Raw genomic sequence first — 15,534 nt, 5'->3', positions numbered from 1 at the left:
CTTCCCTCCGCTCTACAGCGCTTCCGCGGCGATGCGGCCGATGTACACCCTTGCGGCAGCGTAGCCAGCGACCGCCACCAGCACTGCGCCACCGACGTGGCCGTAGGTCAGCAAGGTCGGGCTGTCGACCGCAAGCTTCGCCACCGTGGTCGCCGGGTGTTCCGGGAGGAGCACGGCCCCGCCGAACAGCACGAGAGTGAGCACGGAGAACAGCAACTGCGCCGGGCGACGGTTCTGGAGCGTGATGCCCAGCACGACACCGAGCGTCACGACGACGACGGTGACTGCGGTGATGAACAGCAGAATCGCCGCCGGGTTCGAGACGGCGATGCCGTTCGTCGACAGTAATGCGAGCCACAGTAGCACCTGTGCAGGGGCAAGTAACACCATTCCCAGGGCCTTCCCGTCGATGATGTCAAGTAATGACACTGGGGCCACGCGGAGCAGTTCCATCGTGCCGCGCTCGATCTCTTCGGTGACAGTGTCGACGGCAACCGATCCGCTGATGAACGGCGGGAGGAACAACAGCAGCGGAATCAGGATGGTGTAGGTGAACCCGAAGTACTGGCTCGCGCTGACAGTGTCCGGGAGCGGCACAGGCGGCTTGTCGAGATACGGCGTCCGCTCCAGTCGCTCCTGGCGCTCCAGCGCGCTCAGGACCCGGCGCACTTCGACGACGATGAGTGTCGACCGGATGCTCCCCTCCGGCACGACAGCAGTGACCGCTATCTGCTCCCCTGGTCCGCGCGTCGACGGGACGTAGTCGCCGCGCAGTATCGCGTCTACCCGTCGCTGATTGAACGCCCGCTGTGCGGCGTCCTCGTTCTCGAAGGCGGTGACGCTGGTCCCATCTTGTTCAGCGGCCGCGGCCTCAAGTTCCTCGCGGGCGTCACCGGTGACGGCCATCTCCACCTCACCGGCCGCGACCGAGCTGGGGTCGTACAGCGACGTGAGGCCGACGACGAGGAACGAGGAGAACCCCGCGACGAACAGCTGAATGAGCAGCGCCAGCACGATGGTCTTCTCGCGGGACAGCGACCGGATGTCCCGGCGGGCCACGACGACCCGCGGGTCGCGCCAGATGGGGCGGTCGTCAGACAAGGGTGCTCACCACCGCGAAGTTGTAGGCGAAGTGGATGACGATAGCCAGCCCGAGCCCACCGAGATAGGCCCGGCGACCGCGGCTCGCGCCCACCGAGGAAATGGCCGCCGTCAGCGTGTGCAGTGCCAGTGGGAGCAGGAACAGCAGCCCGGCAACCCACAGCGGCAGGCCGGCTGGCAACGTCGCGCCCTGCAGGGCGGCTTCCCCGATGGGCAGGCTTTCGAGGTCGGACAGCCTGGCGATAAGCAGCCCTTTCTCCCCGATGAAGAAGCCGAGTCCGGAGAGCGCACCGATGCCGAGCGCCGACCGGAGCGTCCGCTCGTAACGGGCGTGCTCGTAGCCGGCGTAGACGTGCAAGCTCTTTGCCAGTTCCTCGACGATGACGATGACGCCGAGCACGAGCACGATGCCGAGCGACTGGTTCGTCCCGAAGACGTTCAGCGACACCGAATCGAGGACGAACAAGAACGCGATGGCTGCCAGTTCGGCGACGATGACCAGCGGCAACAGGACGATACTCATCTTTAGCGCGCTCCGGCGGGAGTTGATACCACCGGCCAGCGCATCGAGCACCTTCAGCGGAATCGGACGCTGGGTGAACATATCCTCTTCCCGGTACAGCCCGGCTCCCAGACCGAACAGCACTAGTCCGGTCAGTAGCGGCGGCGTCACCGAGAACACGAACGACGAGAGCCCAACCGACTGACCGGTCAGGTCGAGCACGACCAGCGTCAGCGGCGAGATGAGTGCAATCGGTGTCACGTCGGTGAAGATGGCCGGGACGAACGCGTACGAGGTCAGTGTCACCGTTATCGTCACCGTCACGAAGGTGAGTTCCTTGAACGAGCGGGCGAACATCGCCCCGCAGAACGTCGCCGAGAGGAACAGAACGACGAGCGGGACCACCGCCAGCACCGCGACGTAGCTCCCCGCCGGCGCGATGTTCCCGAACCGCAGCGCCGCGGTGATGAGCGCCGCTACGCCGACAGCACCCACGAAGTACGGGAGCGTCTTCCCGCCGATAATGTCCCCCCGCGAGGCGGGCGTCACCAGCAGGAGTTCGCCGCGGCGGTTCAGCCGTTCGGAGAGCATCGACGAGCCGTAGGCCTGGATAACGAAGTTCATCGGGACGATGTAGAGGAAGGCGAGCACGAGCGACTCGAAGGGGAACGGCGGCGAGATGTCCGAGGGGGTGCCACCCTGCACGTCGCCGGTCAATCGCGCGCCGATAGCGCCGAGGTTCGCACCGCTGCCGCCGGCGGTTCCGCCGTCCCCGCCGCCGGTTGTGGCTGACCCGCCAGTACCGCTCGTGTCCGACCCGTCACCGCTGCCGCCGGTACTTGTCCCACTGCCGTCCGAGGAACCCGACCCGTCACTGCTGTCGCCGCCTCGGGGGTCGAGCTGGCTGCTCCCCGACTGTTGCTCGTAGACAAGCGTCACAGAAACGGGGAACGCGGCGGTCTGGTTGTCGTCCCGAGCGAGTGTCCGGTCGTTGTACTGCGCCGTACTGTCGCGGAGTTCGGCCAGCGCCGCCCGTTCTTTCGCCGTCCGTGGAACGCTCTGGAGTTGGGTCCCCCGATACAGGAGTTCTTGCTGGCGTCGCTCGATGGCAGCGGGGTCAGGCTCACGGATGTCGAACGTCCGGTCATCTGCCGCGACGCCGTAGTAGGGACTGTTCTCCTCGACGCCGATCCGGTAGATGCCGTCGTCCATGCCCGCACCAGTGCCGCCGCTGACGGCTATCGCGGCGACCGCGCCCATCGCAACGAGCGACAGCGCCATCACGACGATAGTCCGCTTGTCGACACCGCCAGCGTTTTTCGTCACCTCCCACTTCGCGACGCGCAGGAGCTTGTCGGGTTGCATCTACTCCGCGTCCTCCTCGACGTACCGCGTGCCGCGGGTCCCGGCCTCGGCGACGTTGAGGAACACCTCCTCCAGACTGGACTCCTCCGTCCGTATGTCGACCACGTCGCCGCCCCGGTTCTCGGCCTGCCTGCGTGTCGTCTCGACTGCCTCCATGCTTTCGACGACGCGCTCGTAGGTGCCGTTTTCCTTGGCTGCGCCGGGCACGTCGACGGTGGTGTAGACGTGATACCGCGTGTGGCCGTACTCGGCCTGAAGCTGTTCGAGGTCGCCGCGGGCGACGATTTCGCCCTCGTTCATGATGACGACCCGGTCGCAGATAGATTCGACGTGAAAGAGGTTGTGTGCAGAGAAAACGATGGTCTTGCCTTCCTTCGCCAACTGCTCCGTGAACTCGATGACGTAGTTCGTCGTCAGCGGGTCCAGTCCCGACGCCGGCTCGTCGTAGATGAGCACGTCGGGGTCGTTGATGAGCGAGCGGGCGATGGCGACTTTCCGTTTCATCCCCTTGGACATATCGCCGAGCTTCCGGTCGCGGTGTTCGAGTTCGAGTTCGTCCAGCGTGTCGTGCATCCGCTCCTCGGCCACGTCCGGGTCCACGTCGTAGAGGTCGGCGAAGAATTTCAGATAGGAGATCGGCGTCATCTCCTCGTACAGCGGCGATTCTTCGGGCAGAAAGCCCAGTTGCTGGCGCATCTCCGCGGTCTCGGTGTCGAGCCCAGCTATCTCGGCGGAGCCGCTTGTCGGCTCTAATAGACCCGCCAGCATCTTCAGCGTCGTCGTCTTGCCGGCCCCGTTCGGCCCGATGATACCGAACACCTCGCCGCGGTCGACCGAAAACGAACTGCCCTGTACAGCGACGAAACCGCCGTACTCCTTCCGAATATCCCGGGCGTCAATCATCTGGCGATTGATTGTGGGTGAACTAACCTATACCTTGGCTCCGGCCTATTGCTTCTGATAATGGCACTCGAACTCGGCACGAGCAGTGTTTCGATCGAGAAAACACCGGACGGGCGACGGCTGATCGTCCGGCACGACGTCGATACGTCGGTCGACACCGTGTGGGATGTCCTGACCGACACCGACTGCTGGTCCGACTGGGGGCCGTCGGTCACAACCGTCGAAACAGACACCCGATATATCGATGACGGGACGGCCGGCCGCGTTCGCGCTGCTGGCGTGGTGTGGCTCCCGTTTGAAGTGACGGCGTGTGCGCCGTATCGCTGGACGTGGAACGTCGCTCGGCTCCCCGCAACAGGTCACTTCGCCGAGGAACGGGCTTCCGGCTCCGTCGTTGGGTTCGAAATCCCGCCGCTGGCGACCGGCTACGCTCCGGTGTGTGCCCGAGCGTGCCAGCACGTCGCTGCTATCGCACGACGACGAGAGGCGTAGGCAGTGACCGCGTCGACCCGTCAGGGCTGTATCGGCGTCTTCGAGCGCGTGTAGGTGTCTTTCTCGGAGCTATCCGTTCTCGTGATGTCCGTAATCTCGAAGCGTGTCCCGCCCCCGTCGCTTTCGGTCACGTCGATGTCCCAGCCGTGGGCTTCGACGATGCGCTGGACGATTGCCAGCCCCAGCCCGCCTTCGCCGTCCGTGGTGGTGTAGCCGTCGTCGAGCACCGCATCACGCTTTTCAGACGGAATTCCGGAGCCGTCATCGGCGACGTAAAACCCTTCAGACATCTCGCCGACACGAATCGTCAGGTTAGCACTGCCACGTTCGAGGGCGTCCTCTGACGGTGACTGCCTGCCCGTGGACCCATGCCCAACACTGTCGTCGGGCCCCGTTCGACTGCCTGTGGAGCCATGCTCCACACTGTTCCGAAACAGGTTCTCGAACAGGTGACGGAGCCGATCCGGGTCGCGTCGATGACGGCTGTCACTTCGTTTTCGAGCGTCGCATCCGCCGTCGGCACGGCCTCCCAGCAGCTATCGACCAGTTCTGCGAGATCAACGGCCTCCGTCTCGCTGATGACGTGCCCGCTTCGAGCCAGCGTCAGCGTCCGGTCGATGAGCGTTTCCATTCGGTCCATCGCTCTCGCAGCCGTTTCCAGATGTTCCGAGTCCCGGTCCATTCGTTCGAGTTCCAACTGACCGGACGCGACGTTGAGCGGGTTCCGGAGGTCGTGTGCCACGACGGCCGCGAACTCGTCGAGGCGTTCGTTGCGCTGCTCAATGGCCTCCCGGCGGAGTCGCTGTCGCTCGGCCTCGACGGCTCGGGATATCGCGCGCGCTTCGAAGATTCCCATCATGAGGCCACCGAAGCCGCCGACGATAGCCGCAAACAGCGCCCAGCCGATGTCTTCACTTAGCGACCCCGTCGGCCAGGTTAGAATCATCGCCACATTCAACAGCAGAAAAGAAACCAGCCCCCCAGCGAACCAGACCCCGATACGCCGGTAGTGGTCCGGCTCGATCTCCGAGTTGCTGAGCCAGAACCCGCCGACGATGATCGCCGCTGCAAACGGAACGATTGCCAGCATACTGACCACGAAATCAGCAGTAACAAGCGCTGATAGGCCGGAATCAGAGAAATAAAAATAGTTAGCGACGCCTCCGAGGAGGAGCAGCCACCCGACTCCCTGAATAAGGGCTGGCAGGCGATCTGAGCGGCGATCTGGGTCTGTCACTTCCGCATCGATTTGTTAGACGTGCATTTACATCTGCTGGCCAACGGAACAGGTGTGCGGCGTATTTCCCAGCATTATCGTCGGTGTTACTGTCGGCTCGGCCTGTTTTCCTGCCAGCTACTGTTTGGTTACGCGTGCGTCCGATACTTTGTGGATGTCGTCGTCGATCCCGGTGCCGTCACAGTCGTCATTCGGACATCGATAGTGCCAGCCGTCTTCCGTCGCCGCTCGCTCGGTAAACCGGTCGCCACATTCGTCGCAGTAGAGCTGCCCGTCCGAACATGTGTCGCGGTGGAGTTCGAGTTCGAGTTCTGTGCCGAAGGTCCGCTTGCAGTTCCGACAAATATGAGGCATATTCGAAACTACAGATTCATCCCTTATAGCGATACCGGAACGTTCACGGCCGCTTCTTTCCGTTGACGGAAGGTTCAGGTCGGCCGCCGTCCGTCGGTTTTCGGCACCACATACATCTCACATCTTGGACAGTAATGGTCGACAGGGCCGAATAGCTATCGACACATCTCGGCCACAGCCAGTTCGGGACCAGCCCAGCCGCCGTCTTCCAGATACCGACAGCGATTGTGGGTGAGATAACCGCTAGGCTGTCGTCACGTCGATCCGCGTGCCGCCGGATTCGCTGCTCCCGACCGATACTGTCCAGCCGTGGGCGCGCGCCGCAGTTTCGACGAGGAACAGTCCGTATCCCTCCCCCTCCCGCGTCGTCCCGAAGCCCTGGTCGAACACTTCGTCGCGGTCCGCTTCGGGAATCCCCGGGCCGTCGTCGGCCACGTAGAACCCGGACTCGGTTGCACCGATGGTGACGGTTACGGGTCCCTCGCTGTGTGTGACCGCGTTGTCGAACAGTTCGCGGAGGAGCAACTGCAGTCGGTCGTTTTCGGCGTCGACAGACGTGTCAGTCACCACTTCCAGCGTCGCATTTTCGTAGCTCTCTGCGGCCCAGACCTCAGTGGCTACGTCAGAAAGCGAGAGCGAGTCCGTTTCCGAGACGGGACACGCGGTGCTCCCGATGCGCGAGAGATCGGTGAGCAGTGTCTCGACTCGGCGAACGGACCGATTCAATGCGTCTTCGTGGGGCTCACCGATGTCGAGTAGCTCTAATCGGCCCATAACGACGTTCAGCGGGTTCTTCGCGTCGTGAGAGACGCCGCTCGATATGTCGTCCCACTGTACGGCACCGACCCGCCAGTCGGTCGGCCACCGGGTCGCGTACGCTTCGAGTTTCGCGGCCAACAGGGATGCCGGCGTCTCCGCGGTCACGTAATCGGTGACGCCGGCCCGGAGCGCCTCGGTGACCCGGTCCGGTTCGGGGTCGCTCGCGACGAGGACAATCGGAATCTCGGCCCCGGCCGCTCGCAGTTCCTCGAACACCGCTATCCCGTCGTGGTCGCCGTCGTCACTGACGACGACACCTCTGACATCCCCGTCACTCAGCCGGTCCCGTACGACGCTCGTGTCTCGGACTGCCTCGGCTGTTGCCCCGTCCGTTGTCAGCGCCTCGGAGAGTGCCGCAGCTAGGTCTGTCGCTTCGGTACCGACCACGAGATAGACGGTCCCACGAGCAGGCGTCATCACCTGACACTACGAAAACGGACGACAAGAAACCGACGGTGCCCTACAGCAGGTCTTCGACGTGGTCGGCGACTTCCTCTGGTGTGTCACCGACAGGGACGCCGTTGTCCTCAAGCGCGGTAATCTTCGACTGCGCGGTCCCGGTACCGGAGCCGGAGACGATAGCGCCGGCGTGGCCCATGCGCTTTCCGGGCGGTGCGGTCCGACCGGCGATGAAGCCGGCGACCGGCGTGTCCATGTGCTCGCCAATGAAGCGCGCGGCCTCCTCCTCGTCTTCACCGCCGATTTCGCCGCACATCACGACGGCGTGGGTGTCGGGGTCGGCCTCGAACTGTTCGAGCGCGCCGATGAAGTCCGTCCCGATAATGGGGTCGCCGCCGATACCGATGGCCGTCGACTGGCCGATGCCGCGGTTGGTGAGGTTGTCGACGACCTGGTAGGTCAGCGTCCCCGAGCGGGAGACGAGACCGACGTTCCCCTCTGAGAAGATGTTCCCCGGGAGGATGCCGAGCTTGGCGACGCCGGGCGTGATGACGCCGGGGCAGTTCGGACCGACGAGATGCGTGTCGGTCTCCTGCAGTTTGCGGTAGACCCGGGCCATGTCCTGGGTCGGGATACCCTCGGTGATGGCGACGACGAGGTCGATGCGTCTGCATCGAGTGCCTCGAAGCAGGCGTCACCGGCGAGGCCGGCGGCACGAACACGACGGCGGCGTTGGCGTCTTCCTCGCGGGCCGCGCCCTGCACGGTGTCGAACACCGGGACGCCGGCGACTTCTTGGCCGCCGCGGCCGGGCACTGCGCCGGCGACGACGTTCGTCCCGTACTCAAGCATCTGTTCGGTGTGGAACTTCCCTTCTCCGCCGGTGATTCCCTGTACAACGACGCGCGTGTCTTCGTCGACTAGCACACTCATGCTTCCACCTCCTTTGCGTACTCGACCGCACGCTGGACGGCGTCCTCCAGCGTGTGCTCGACCGTCACCAGATCCTCGTTCAGAATCTCCATGCCCTCTTCGGCGTTGGTCCCTGCGAGTCGGACGGTGACCGGCTTCGGAATCTCGTCGAACTGCTCCAGCGCCTGGTTGATGCCGTTGGCGACTTCGTCGCCGCGGGTGATGCCGCCGAAGATGTTGAACACGACCGAGTCGACGTTCTCGTCGGAGAACACCATGTCGAGCGCGTTGGCGATCCGGTCGGCCTTCGCGCCGCCGCCCACGTCGAGGAAGTTGGCGGGTTCGCCGCCGTAGTAGTCCACGAGGTCCAGCGTCGTCATCACGAGGCCCGCGCCGTTGCCGATGATGCCGACATTGCCGTCCAGTCGGACGTAGTCGAAGCCGTACTCGTCGGCCTTCTGTTCGAGTTCGTCGCCCTCCGCCGCTTCCTCGCCCATCTCCGCGATTTCGGGCTGGCGGAACAGCGCGTCGCCGTCGATGTTCATGACAGCGTCGGCCGCGATGACCTCGTCGTCGGCCGTGATCATCAGCGGGTTGATCTCCGTGTCGGCGCCGTCGCGGTCGTCCCAGAGCTGGTACAGCGTCGTGAGGACGCTCGCCACGTCGTTTGCGACCTCGCGGTCGACACCGGCCTCGTAGACGACCTTCCGGGCCTGGAACGGGTGCATGCCGAAGGCGGGGTCGATGTGCTCCCGGGCGATGGCGTCGGGGTCCTCTTCGGCGACCTCCTCGATGTTGACGCCACCTTTGGTGGACACCATTGCGACGGGGCGGCCCTCGCCGCGGTCCATCGTCACGCCGACGTACAGCTCGTTGACGAAGTCGACGGCTTCCTCCACGAGCACCTTCGAGACGTGGTAGCCCTTGAGGTCCATCCCGATGATGTCCTCGGCAGCTTCGCGAGCCTCCTCCTTGGACTCGACGAGCTTGATGCCGCCGGCCTTGCCGCGGCCGCCGACGTGTACCTGTGCTTTGATGGCGACCGGATATCCGATTTCCTCGGCCGCGTCGACGGCCTCGTCCACTGTCTCGGCCAGCTGCGAGGCGGGCGTCGGGATGCCCGCGTCAGCGAAGACTTGCTTCGCCTGGTATTCGTGCAAGCGCATGTCATGCAGAAAGCCGAGCGGTGGCGATTTAAATCCGTCCGTTTCTCTTCCGGCGACCACGCGGAATCCGTCCCAGTTTACTGTGGGTGAGGATAGTGGTTCGGGAGCGCGCTGTAGCGCGATACGGCTGGTTCTGAAGCGACTCGGGATGCCAAGGAGCGTTCCGGCCGTCCCAACATCGAATCCAATCCGATAGACCCACAGCGCCACACTGCGAAGCGAGCGTATGGCCGACGACAGGCACGGGACCGACGACGTCGACGACGAGACGCTGGATGCTGTGGCCGAGGCGCTTCGCACCGCCGAAACTGCTGTCGCGCTCACCGGCGCAGGCGTCTCGACCGCATCGGGCATCCCCTCCTTTCGCGGCGACGACGGTATCTGGGAGCGCCACGACCCGGCGGACTTCCACCGCCGTCGGCTCGACGCCGACCCAGCGGGCTTCTGGGCGGACCGACTCTCGCTGCGGGAGGCCATCTACGGCGACATAGACCCCGAGCCCAACGCCGCCCACGAGGCGCTGGCGGCGCTTGAAGCGGACGGCCACCTCGACGCCGTGCTCACGCAGAACATCGACGGGCTGCACGACGCCGCCGGGACGGACCGGGTCGTCGAACTGCACGGAACCCATCGGCGCGTGGTCTGTGACGACTGCGGCCACCGTCGGGAGGCCGAGGCGGTATTCGAACAGGCCGCCGAAAGCAGCGACTTACCGCCGCGCTGTGACTGCGGCGGCGTCTACCGCCCGGACGTCGTGCTGTTCGGCGAACCCATGCCCGACGTGGCGATGCACGAAGGCCAGCGCCTCGCCCGGGACAGCGACGTGTTCCTGGCTGTAGGGTCGTCCCTGTCGGTACAGCCCGCGTCACTGCTTCCGAAAATCGCGGCGGAAGCGGGGAGCACGCTGATCGCGATAAACTACGAGGAAACGCCGCGTGACGCGAGTGCGGCGCACGTACTTCGTGCGGATGTCACGCAGGTCCTTCCGACGCTTGTCGAGCGGGTGTAACAGCGCGGAGGCGGTCTACAGCTCGACGCCGCCGGGAATCAGGCTCTGCCCGCGCAGGAGGCTCCCGTCGGGGTCGTAGACGAGCAGCGTCCGCAGTTCGTAGGTCCGTGACTCGTCTTCGCCGTCGGTGAGATGGACTGTAAACTGTGGGTCTTCTTGAGCGTCCGCCGCGGAAACGAGCGCGTCGATGTCCGCCGTCGGTGCTGTCGCCTCGAAAATGTACTCACCGGTGAGGCGGTTCGTCAGCGAAAGCACCCCGTCGCTTTCGGGCTGGCGGCGGAAGGTCACGTCGATCTCCTCGCCATCGAGTGTGCCGCCGTCTACTTTACTGAGGCGCTCGCGGAGCTCTCCTGTCGGCCCATCGTATACAATCGCGATCGTCGGGTCGTCGTTGTCGGTGGCCGAAGCCTGGATGTCGACGGTGAAGTAATCACGCCTCATTCCGGTGTTTACAGGTACGTGGCCCGGCCAAATGAACGTAACGGCGCACCGACTGTCGGTATCGGTAGCTTTTACCGGACCGGCCCACCCTCTGACAGTAGCATGGCCTGGGTGAAATCAGAGTACGCCGGCGAGTTCGCGGTGCTTGCGACGTGGCTCGTGGGACTGGCCCCGTGGTCGGTGTCGCTGTTCGAGATTGAGGGGGTAACTGTCGTCGGGCTTCGCTTTCTTCCGTTCCGGTTCCAGTTCATCTTCGGAGCGACGCTCCCCGGAGAGCGGCCGTTTCTCTGGGCGTGGCAGGTCGCCGCGTTCCAGGAGTCGGAGCCGCTTGCGCTCGCCGGGACACTCGGGGTCGCGGCCCTGGTCGGCTTCCTGTTCCCGCTCGGCCTCAGCCTCTATTACTACGCCGCTGAGGACCGCGTTGAAGCGGTTCTCCCTATGGACCCAGTGCGACTGTTCGGCGGGCTGCTTGGGCTTGTTGGCGTCCTCACGCTCGCGGCCAGCGGGCTGTTCATCACGTCGTTCCCCGGTATCACCGTCCCCATCGGGGCGCTCGTCGCCCTCGTGTTCGCCTATTTGCTGCTGACTGTCGACCGCGCGTGACAGCCAGTCCGGTCCCGTTCGTCCGACCGCTGGCGATTATACTCCTGATAATTTGGCGAGCGAATTTAAGTAGGTGGATACGATAGCAGAGGTATATTCCGCGGAGCACCGTGTGCTCCCCACTGACCCACCGATGTCGAACCCAGAATCTCCCGAACCCGGTGCCTTCGTTTCGGACCCGCTCGGCCACATCCAGTCGTGGCTCTCGCGGACCGCGACGGTGTTGAGCGGGTCAGCGGTTCCGACGGCAAACTACGACCCCAGCCGCCACGGGACGCTGGTCGAATTCGACGGTCTGAACGGCTATAACGAGGTCGAACGCTACTGGCTGAACGCCCCCTTCGCCTTCGCCTCTATCAACCACGACCCGGACCGCGACGAGCACCTGTATCAGGTCGTCGAGCCGTCGCTGACCGACATCGAGCGAGAACTGCTCGACCGTCTGTTCGAGGACATCCGCATCCCGCTTATCTACCGCGACGATGTCGACGCCGACCCGGAGCGCGTCCTCGCCGAAGAACTCGAAGCCAGGCTTGAGGAGTACGGCGTCGTCATCGAACCCGAGACGTTCTACCGCCTGTTTTACTACCTGCATCGCTCCTTCCAGGGCTACGGTCACATCGACCCTCTGATGCACGACCCGGACATCGAGGACATCTCCTGTGACGGGGCGAACCTCCCCATCTTCGTCTACCACGACGGCTACACGGACATCGAGACGAACATCACCTACGACGCCGACGAACTGAACGACTTCGTCATCCAGCTGGCCCAGCGCTCCGGTCGGCACGTCTCCGTCTCTGACCCCGTCGTCTCGACGACGCTCCCGGACGGCTCCCGTATCGAACTGGCGCTCGGCGAGGAGGTGACTCCCCGCGGTTCGGCATTCACCATCCGGAAATACGCCGACGAACCGTTCACGCCGATTGAACTGCTGGACTATGGCACGTTCTCCGTCGAGATGCTCGCGTACCTCTGGCTGGCCATCGAGTCCAACAAGTCGCTCATCTTCGCGGGCGGGACGGCGGCCGGCAAGACCACGTCGATGAACGCGCTGGCGATGTTCCTCCCGCCCCGGTCGAAGGTACTCTCAATTGAGGACACCCGCGAGCTATCCCTGTATCACGACAACTGGCTCTCCTCAGTCACCCGCGAGCGACTGGACGATTCGGACATCACGATGTACGACCTGCTGCGGTCCGCGCTCCGGCACCGCCCCGAGTACATCATCGTCGGCGAGGTTCGTGGTGAGGAAGCTATCACGCTGTTCCAGGCGATGAACACCGGGCACACGACGTTCTCGACGATGCACGCGGACTCGGTCCAGACCGTCATTAACCGGCTGGAGAACGAGCCAATCAACGTCCCGCGGCCGATGGTTCAGAGCCTCGATATCCTCTGTGTGCAGGTGCTGGCCCGCTCGGGTGACGAGCGCGTCCGCCGTGCCAAAACGCTCGCCGAAATCGAGGGCATCGACCAGCGAACCGGCGAACTGGACTACTCGACGACATACAACTGGCGGGCCACCGAGGACCGTTTCTCCGAGAACAACAGCGAGCTACTGGACGAAATCCGCGAGGAGCGCGGCTGGAGTCAGTCAGAACTGCTGACCGAACTCCGTAACCGCCAGCGGTTCCTCCGCTACCTCCAGTCCGAGGGCATCACCGACTACCGGAAGTTCACGGCGATGGTCAACAAGTACTACGCGGACAAGGAACAGGTCATGGCGAACATCGACGATGCGATAGCCTGACATGGCGCTGAACCCGCTCGGTCTGGCTCCGCTCGCCGTCGTCGTCGGGATTCTCGGGCTTATCGGCTACAGCACTGTCAACGAGCGCTTCGACCGCAACGTCACGCGGCTGTCCCGACGGCTCTTCGGCCGGTACGTGGGCGAATCGCCCAAACGCGAACGACAGCTCGAAGCCGCCTACATCGACGAGACCTATCGCGGGTACGCCGCCAGAACGCTGGTGTACGCCTGTGTGGGGGCTGTCGCCGGCGCTATCACCGGCGCGTACGCCATCGGCGGCTTTCTGCTTGTGCTACCGGCGCTAGTGAACCTTGCACAGGGGCTCCCCTCGACGATGGTGAACGCCTTCGGCCTGCGAACGTTCGAACTCGTGCTGACGCCGACAGGGACTCTCTACATCCTCATCGGCGGCGGCGTGCTCTCGGGCGCGGCGACGGCAGGACTCACGTACCTCTACCGCTGGGAGCGGCTCAAGAATCAGGCGGACGTGCGGAGCCGGAACATCGACGAGGGGATGGCCCGCACCATCGCCTTCATGTACGCGCTCTCCCGCGGTGGGATGTCCTTCTCGGACGTGATGCGTGTACTGGCCCGGAATCAAGAAATCTACGGTGACACAGCCAGAGAGGTCGGCGTCGCTGTCAGGGAGATGGACCTGTTCGGCCGGGACATGATTACGGCGCTCGAACACGTCTCCCGGCGGACCCCCAGCGAACAATTCAAGACGTTTATTGAGAACCTCTCCAGCGTCCTCCAGAGCGGCCAGTCGCTGGCCCCGTTCCTCCGCGAGCAGTACGAGCGCCATCAGGAGGAAGCCGCCGAGCGTCAGGAGGACCTGCTGGAACGGCTGGCCACGGTCGCCGAGGCGTACGTCACCGTGTTCGTCGCCGCCGTGCTCTTCTTGATGACGATTCTCCTCGTGTTCGGCCTGACGACGACGGACACGCTCTGGCTGTTACAGATGATGGCATATCTCGTCATCCCGCTGGCTAACGTCGGGTTCATGGTATATCTCGATAGCAAGCTCCAGTCGCTTGGTATCGGGAACGGCGGGACGACGGATATTCTGGACCGGTACGAAACGGCGACGCTGGGGAAACCCAGTCTGGGGTCTGGCCCTCTCGGCCTGCCTGATGGCGGCGTCGTCCCGGCCGACGAGGCGAACTGGGACCGGCTCAGGTTCCACGACCGCGTGAAATCGCTTCGGGAACTGCTCAGCTCCCCGATTCAGTCGCTGGTCTGGAACCCGGTGTACGTCCTCTATCTCACCGTGCCCGTCGCGGTAGTGCTGTTGCTCGTCCGTGCCCCACCTGCGTTCCAGGCATCGACGGTCAACATCCGTCTCCTCGACGACCTCGTCATCCAGTCAGTCCTGCTGATTCTGGGGCCGTTCGCGCTGGTGCGGTTCATCTACACGCAGCGGCTATCCCGAATCGAGGACGCGACGCCGGACCTGCTCGAACGGCTGGCGAGCCTGAACGAGGCCGGGATGACCGTCGTGGAGAGTCTCCGCCGGGTCCGCGGCAGTGACATCGGCGTGCTCACCCAGGAGATGCACCGCATCTGGGCCGACATCAGGATGGGCGCGAACGTCGACGACGCGCTCGTCCGGTTCGGCCGCCGGGTCCAGACCACGGCCGTCACGCGGATCGTGACGCTGTTGACCCACGCGATGCACGCCTCGGGCCAGCTCGGCCCGGTGTTCCGCATCGCGGCCACCCAGTCACGGGCGGACCTCCGACTGAAACGGCGGCGACGCCAGCAGATGCTCACCTACCTCGTCGTCATCTACGTCGCCTTCCTGGTGTTTCTGGTCATCATCGTCGCCGTGCAGGAGGTGCTCGTCCCGAGCTTGCCGTCCAGCGTGCCGACGCCGGCCGGGGAGTCGAACCGACTGGGCGTCAACGTCGACCAGTTCGCCCGCTTCGGCCGCGTCGACAAGGCCGCGTACACGCTCGTGTTCTTCCACACCGCGCTGATTCAGGCCGTCCTCACCGGCTTCATCGGCGGCCAACTCGGCGAGGGCACGCTCAAGGACGGCGCGAAACACGCCGCAATTCTGCTGGGTGTCGCGTACGTCGCGTTCATCCTGCTGTCCTCGCCCGTCGCCTCGATGACGGTCACCAGCCCCGCCGTTTCCGGCGACCAGATAACGGTCGAATCGGCGTCGCTGTCGGAGGGTGGATTCATCGTCGTCCGCCAGTTCGAGGAGGACGGCAGAGTGCTCGGGACCTCCGAGTACCTCCCTGCCGGAAGCCACAGTGACGTGCAGATCACCCTCGACAGACCGCCGTCGACCGGCCAGTCGCTCGTGCTCGTCGCCCATCAGGACACCAACGGGAACCAGCAACTCGACTACCCCTTCGGCGACAGTTCAGGGGCCACGGACCGGCCATATGCGTCGTCGACGGCCGGCGAGAACGTCACCGTCGAACACACGGTCGAGTGACGCTGGATTTACGGTGCCCAATCGGGTAGG

12 protein-coding genes and 2 pseudogenes are annotated in these 15,534 nt (G+C 64.4%); 5 read left to right on the top strand and 9 right to left on the bottom strand.

The genetic code is table 11. The features are described 5' to 3' along the window. Positions 1-12 precede the first annotated feature (12 nt). From GJ630_RS07180 to GJ630_RS07170, 3 genes are read right to left on the bottom strand one after another with little or no spacing between them, the layout of a single operon-like run. A complete protein-coding gene (locus GJ630_RS07180; RefSeq protein WP_014040048.1) occupies positions 13-1,101 on the bottom strand; it encodes an ABC transporter permease in 1,089 nt (362 codons plus the stop codon). Next, positions 1,094-2,968 carry a PrsW family intramembrane metalloprotease gene (locus GJ630_RS07175; protein ID WP_191449632.1) on the bottom strand — a complete coding sequence of 625 codons (1,875 nt, stop codon included), beginning with the start codon at positions 2,966-2,968 and terminating at the stop codon, positions 1,094-1,096. The genes GJ630_RS07180 and GJ630_RS07175 overlap by 8 nt, the downstream gene beginning before the upstream one ends. Next, positions 2,969-3,871 (bottom strand): ABC transporter ATP-binding protein, encoded by a 903-nt coding sequence (locus GJ630_RS07170; RefSeq protein WP_008309802.1) that lies wholly within the window; start codon positions 3,869-3,871, stop codon positions 2,969-2,971. 60 nt (positions 3,872-3,931) lie between these two features. Between GJ630_RS07170 and GJ630_RS07165 the strand changes: the two genes are divergently transcribed. Then, a complete protein-coding gene (locus GJ630_RS07165) occupies positions 3,932-4,363 on the top strand; it encodes an SRPBCC family protein (RefSeq protein WP_014040050.1) in 432 nt (143 codons plus the stop codon). Positions 4,364-4,383: 20 nt separating this feature from the next. Here GJ630_RS07165 and GJ630_RS20500 read toward each other — a convergent pair. The 5 genes and pseudogenes from GJ630_RS20500 to sucC form a co-directional block, all read right to left on the bottom strand. Beyond that, a pseudogene (locus tag GJ630_RS20500) lies at positions 4,384-5,453 on the bottom strand (sensor histidine kinase). 264 nt (positions 5,454-5,717) lie between these two features. Continuing rightward, positions 5,718-5,954 (bottom strand): hypothetical protein, encoded by a 237-nt coding sequence (locus GJ630_RS07155; RefSeq protein WP_004593153.1) that lies wholly within the window; start codon positions 5,952-5,954, stop codon positions 5,718-5,720. Positions 5,955-6,197: 243 nt separating this feature from the next. Then, entirely contained in the window at positions 6,198-7,190 is a 993-nt protein-coding gene (locus GJ630_RS07150) for a hybrid sensor histidine kinase/response regulator (RefSeq protein ID WP_050037838.1), read from the bottom strand. A 43-nt stretch (positions 7,191-7,233) separates the two neighbouring features. After that, positions 7,234-8,104, bottom strand: a pseudogene (gene sucD, locus GJ630_RS07145) (succinate--CoA ligase subunit alpha). Then, positions 8,101-9,249 carry an ADP-forming succinate--CoA ligase subunit beta gene (sucC, locus tag GJ630_RS07140; protein ID WP_014040054.1) on the bottom strand — a complete coding sequence of 383 codons (1,149 nt, stop codon included), beginning with the start codon at positions 9,247-9,249 and terminating at the stop codon, positions 8,101-8,103. Before sucC ends, sucD begins: the two are co-directional and overlap by 4 nt. Positions 9,250-9,475: 226 nt before the next feature. Here sucC and GJ630_RS07135 point away from each other — a divergent pair, with 226 nt between their 5' ends. Then, positions 9,476-10,258 (top strand): NAD-dependent protein deacylase, encoded by a 783-nt coding sequence (locus GJ630_RS07135; RefSeq protein ID WP_191449631.1) that lies wholly within the window; start codon positions 9,476-9,478, stop codon positions 10,256-10,258. A 15-nt stretch (positions 10,259-10,273) separates the two neighbouring features. Here GJ630_RS07135 and GJ630_RS07130 read toward each other — a convergent pair whose 3' ends face one another. Continuing rightward, complete coding sequence (locus GJ630_RS07130) at positions 10,274-10,699, bottom strand: DUF5793 family protein (RefSeq protein ID WP_014040056.1); 426 nt, start codon at positions 10,697-10,699, stop codon at positions 10,274-10,276. A 102-nt stretch (positions 10,700-10,801) separates the two neighbouring features. Here GJ630_RS07130 and GJ630_RS07125 point away from each other — a divergent pair, with 102 nt between their 5' ends. The 3 genes from GJ630_RS07125 to GJ630_RS07115 all read left to right on the top strand — a co-directional run bounded on the left by GJ630_RS07125 (position 10,802) and on the right by GJ630_RS07115 (position 15,504). Beyond that, the gene (locus GJ630_RS07125; protein WP_050037839.1) at positions 10,802-11,302 is read left to right on the top strand and encodes a TIGR04206 family protein; all 501 of its coding nucleotides are present in this window, start codon (positions 10,802-10,804) and stop codon (positions 11,300-11,302) included. 133 nt (positions 11,303-11,435) lie between these two features. After that, complete coding sequence (locus tag GJ630_RS07120) at positions 11,436-13,055, top strand: type II/IV secretion system ATPase subunit (RefSeq protein WP_151146549.1); 1,620 nt, start codon at positions 11,436-11,438, stop codon at positions 13,053-13,055. Position 13,056: 1 nt separating this feature from the next. Next, positions 13,057-15,504, top strand: coding sequence for a type II secretion system F family protein (locus GJ630_RS07115; RefSeq protein ID WP_191449630.1), 2,448 nt, complete (start codon positions 13,057-13,059; stop codon positions 15,502-15,504). Positions 15,505-15,534: the final 30 nt, after the last annotated feature.

Origin of the sequence: Haloarcula sp. CBA1122 (genome assembly GCF_009741785.1) — an archaeon.
Classification (GTDB): domain Archaea; phylum Halobacteriota; class Halobacteria; order Halobacteriales; family Haloarculaceae; genus Haloarcula; species Haloarcula hispanica.
This window is presented reverse-complemented; position numbering and strand designations above follow the sequence as displayed.

Coding starts and splice junctions, on each gene's coding strand:
- GJ630_RS07175 (WP_191449632.1), bottom strand. CDS start 2,968: ATGCAACCCGACAAGCTCCTGCGCGTCGCGAAGTGGGAGGTGACGAAA.
- GJ630_RS07170 (WP_008309802.1), bottom strand. CDS start 3,871: ATGATTGACGCCCGGGATATTCGGAAGGAGTACGGCGGTTTCGTCGCT.
- GJ630_RS07165 (WP_014040050.1), top strand. CDS start 3,932: ATGGCACTCGAACTCGGCACGAGCAGTGTTTCGATCGAGAAAACACCG.
- GJ630_RS07155 (WP_004593153.1), bottom strand. CDS start 5,954: ATGCCTCATATTTGTCGGAACTGCAAGCGGACCTTCGGCACAGAACTC.
- GJ630_RS07150 (WP_050037838.1), bottom strand. CDS start 7,190: ATGACGCCTGCTCGTGGGACCGTCTATCTCGTGGTCGGTACCGAAGCG.
- sucC (WP_014040054.1), bottom strand. CDS start 9,249: ATGCGCTTGCACGAATACCAGGCGAAGCAAGTCTTCGCTGACGCGGGC.
- GJ630_RS07135 (WP_191449631.1), top strand. CDS start 9,476: ATGGCCGACGACAGGCACGGGACCGACGACGTCGACGACGAGACGCTG.
- GJ630_RS07130 (WP_014040056.1), bottom strand. CDS start 10,699: ATGAGGCGTGATTACTTCACCGTCGACATCCAGGCTTCGGCCACCGAC.
- GJ630_RS07125 (WP_050037839.1), top strand. CDS start 10,802: ATGGCCTGGGTGAAATCAGAGTACGCCGGCGAGTTCGCGGTGCTTGCG.
- GJ630_RS07120 (WP_151146549.1), top strand. CDS start 11,436: ATGTCGAACCCAGAATCTCCCGAACCCGGTGCCTTCGTTTCGGACCCG.
- GJ630_RS07115 (WP_191449630.1), top strand. CDS start 13,057: ATGGCGCTGAACCCGCTCGGTCTGGCTCCGCTCGCCGTCGTCGTCGGG.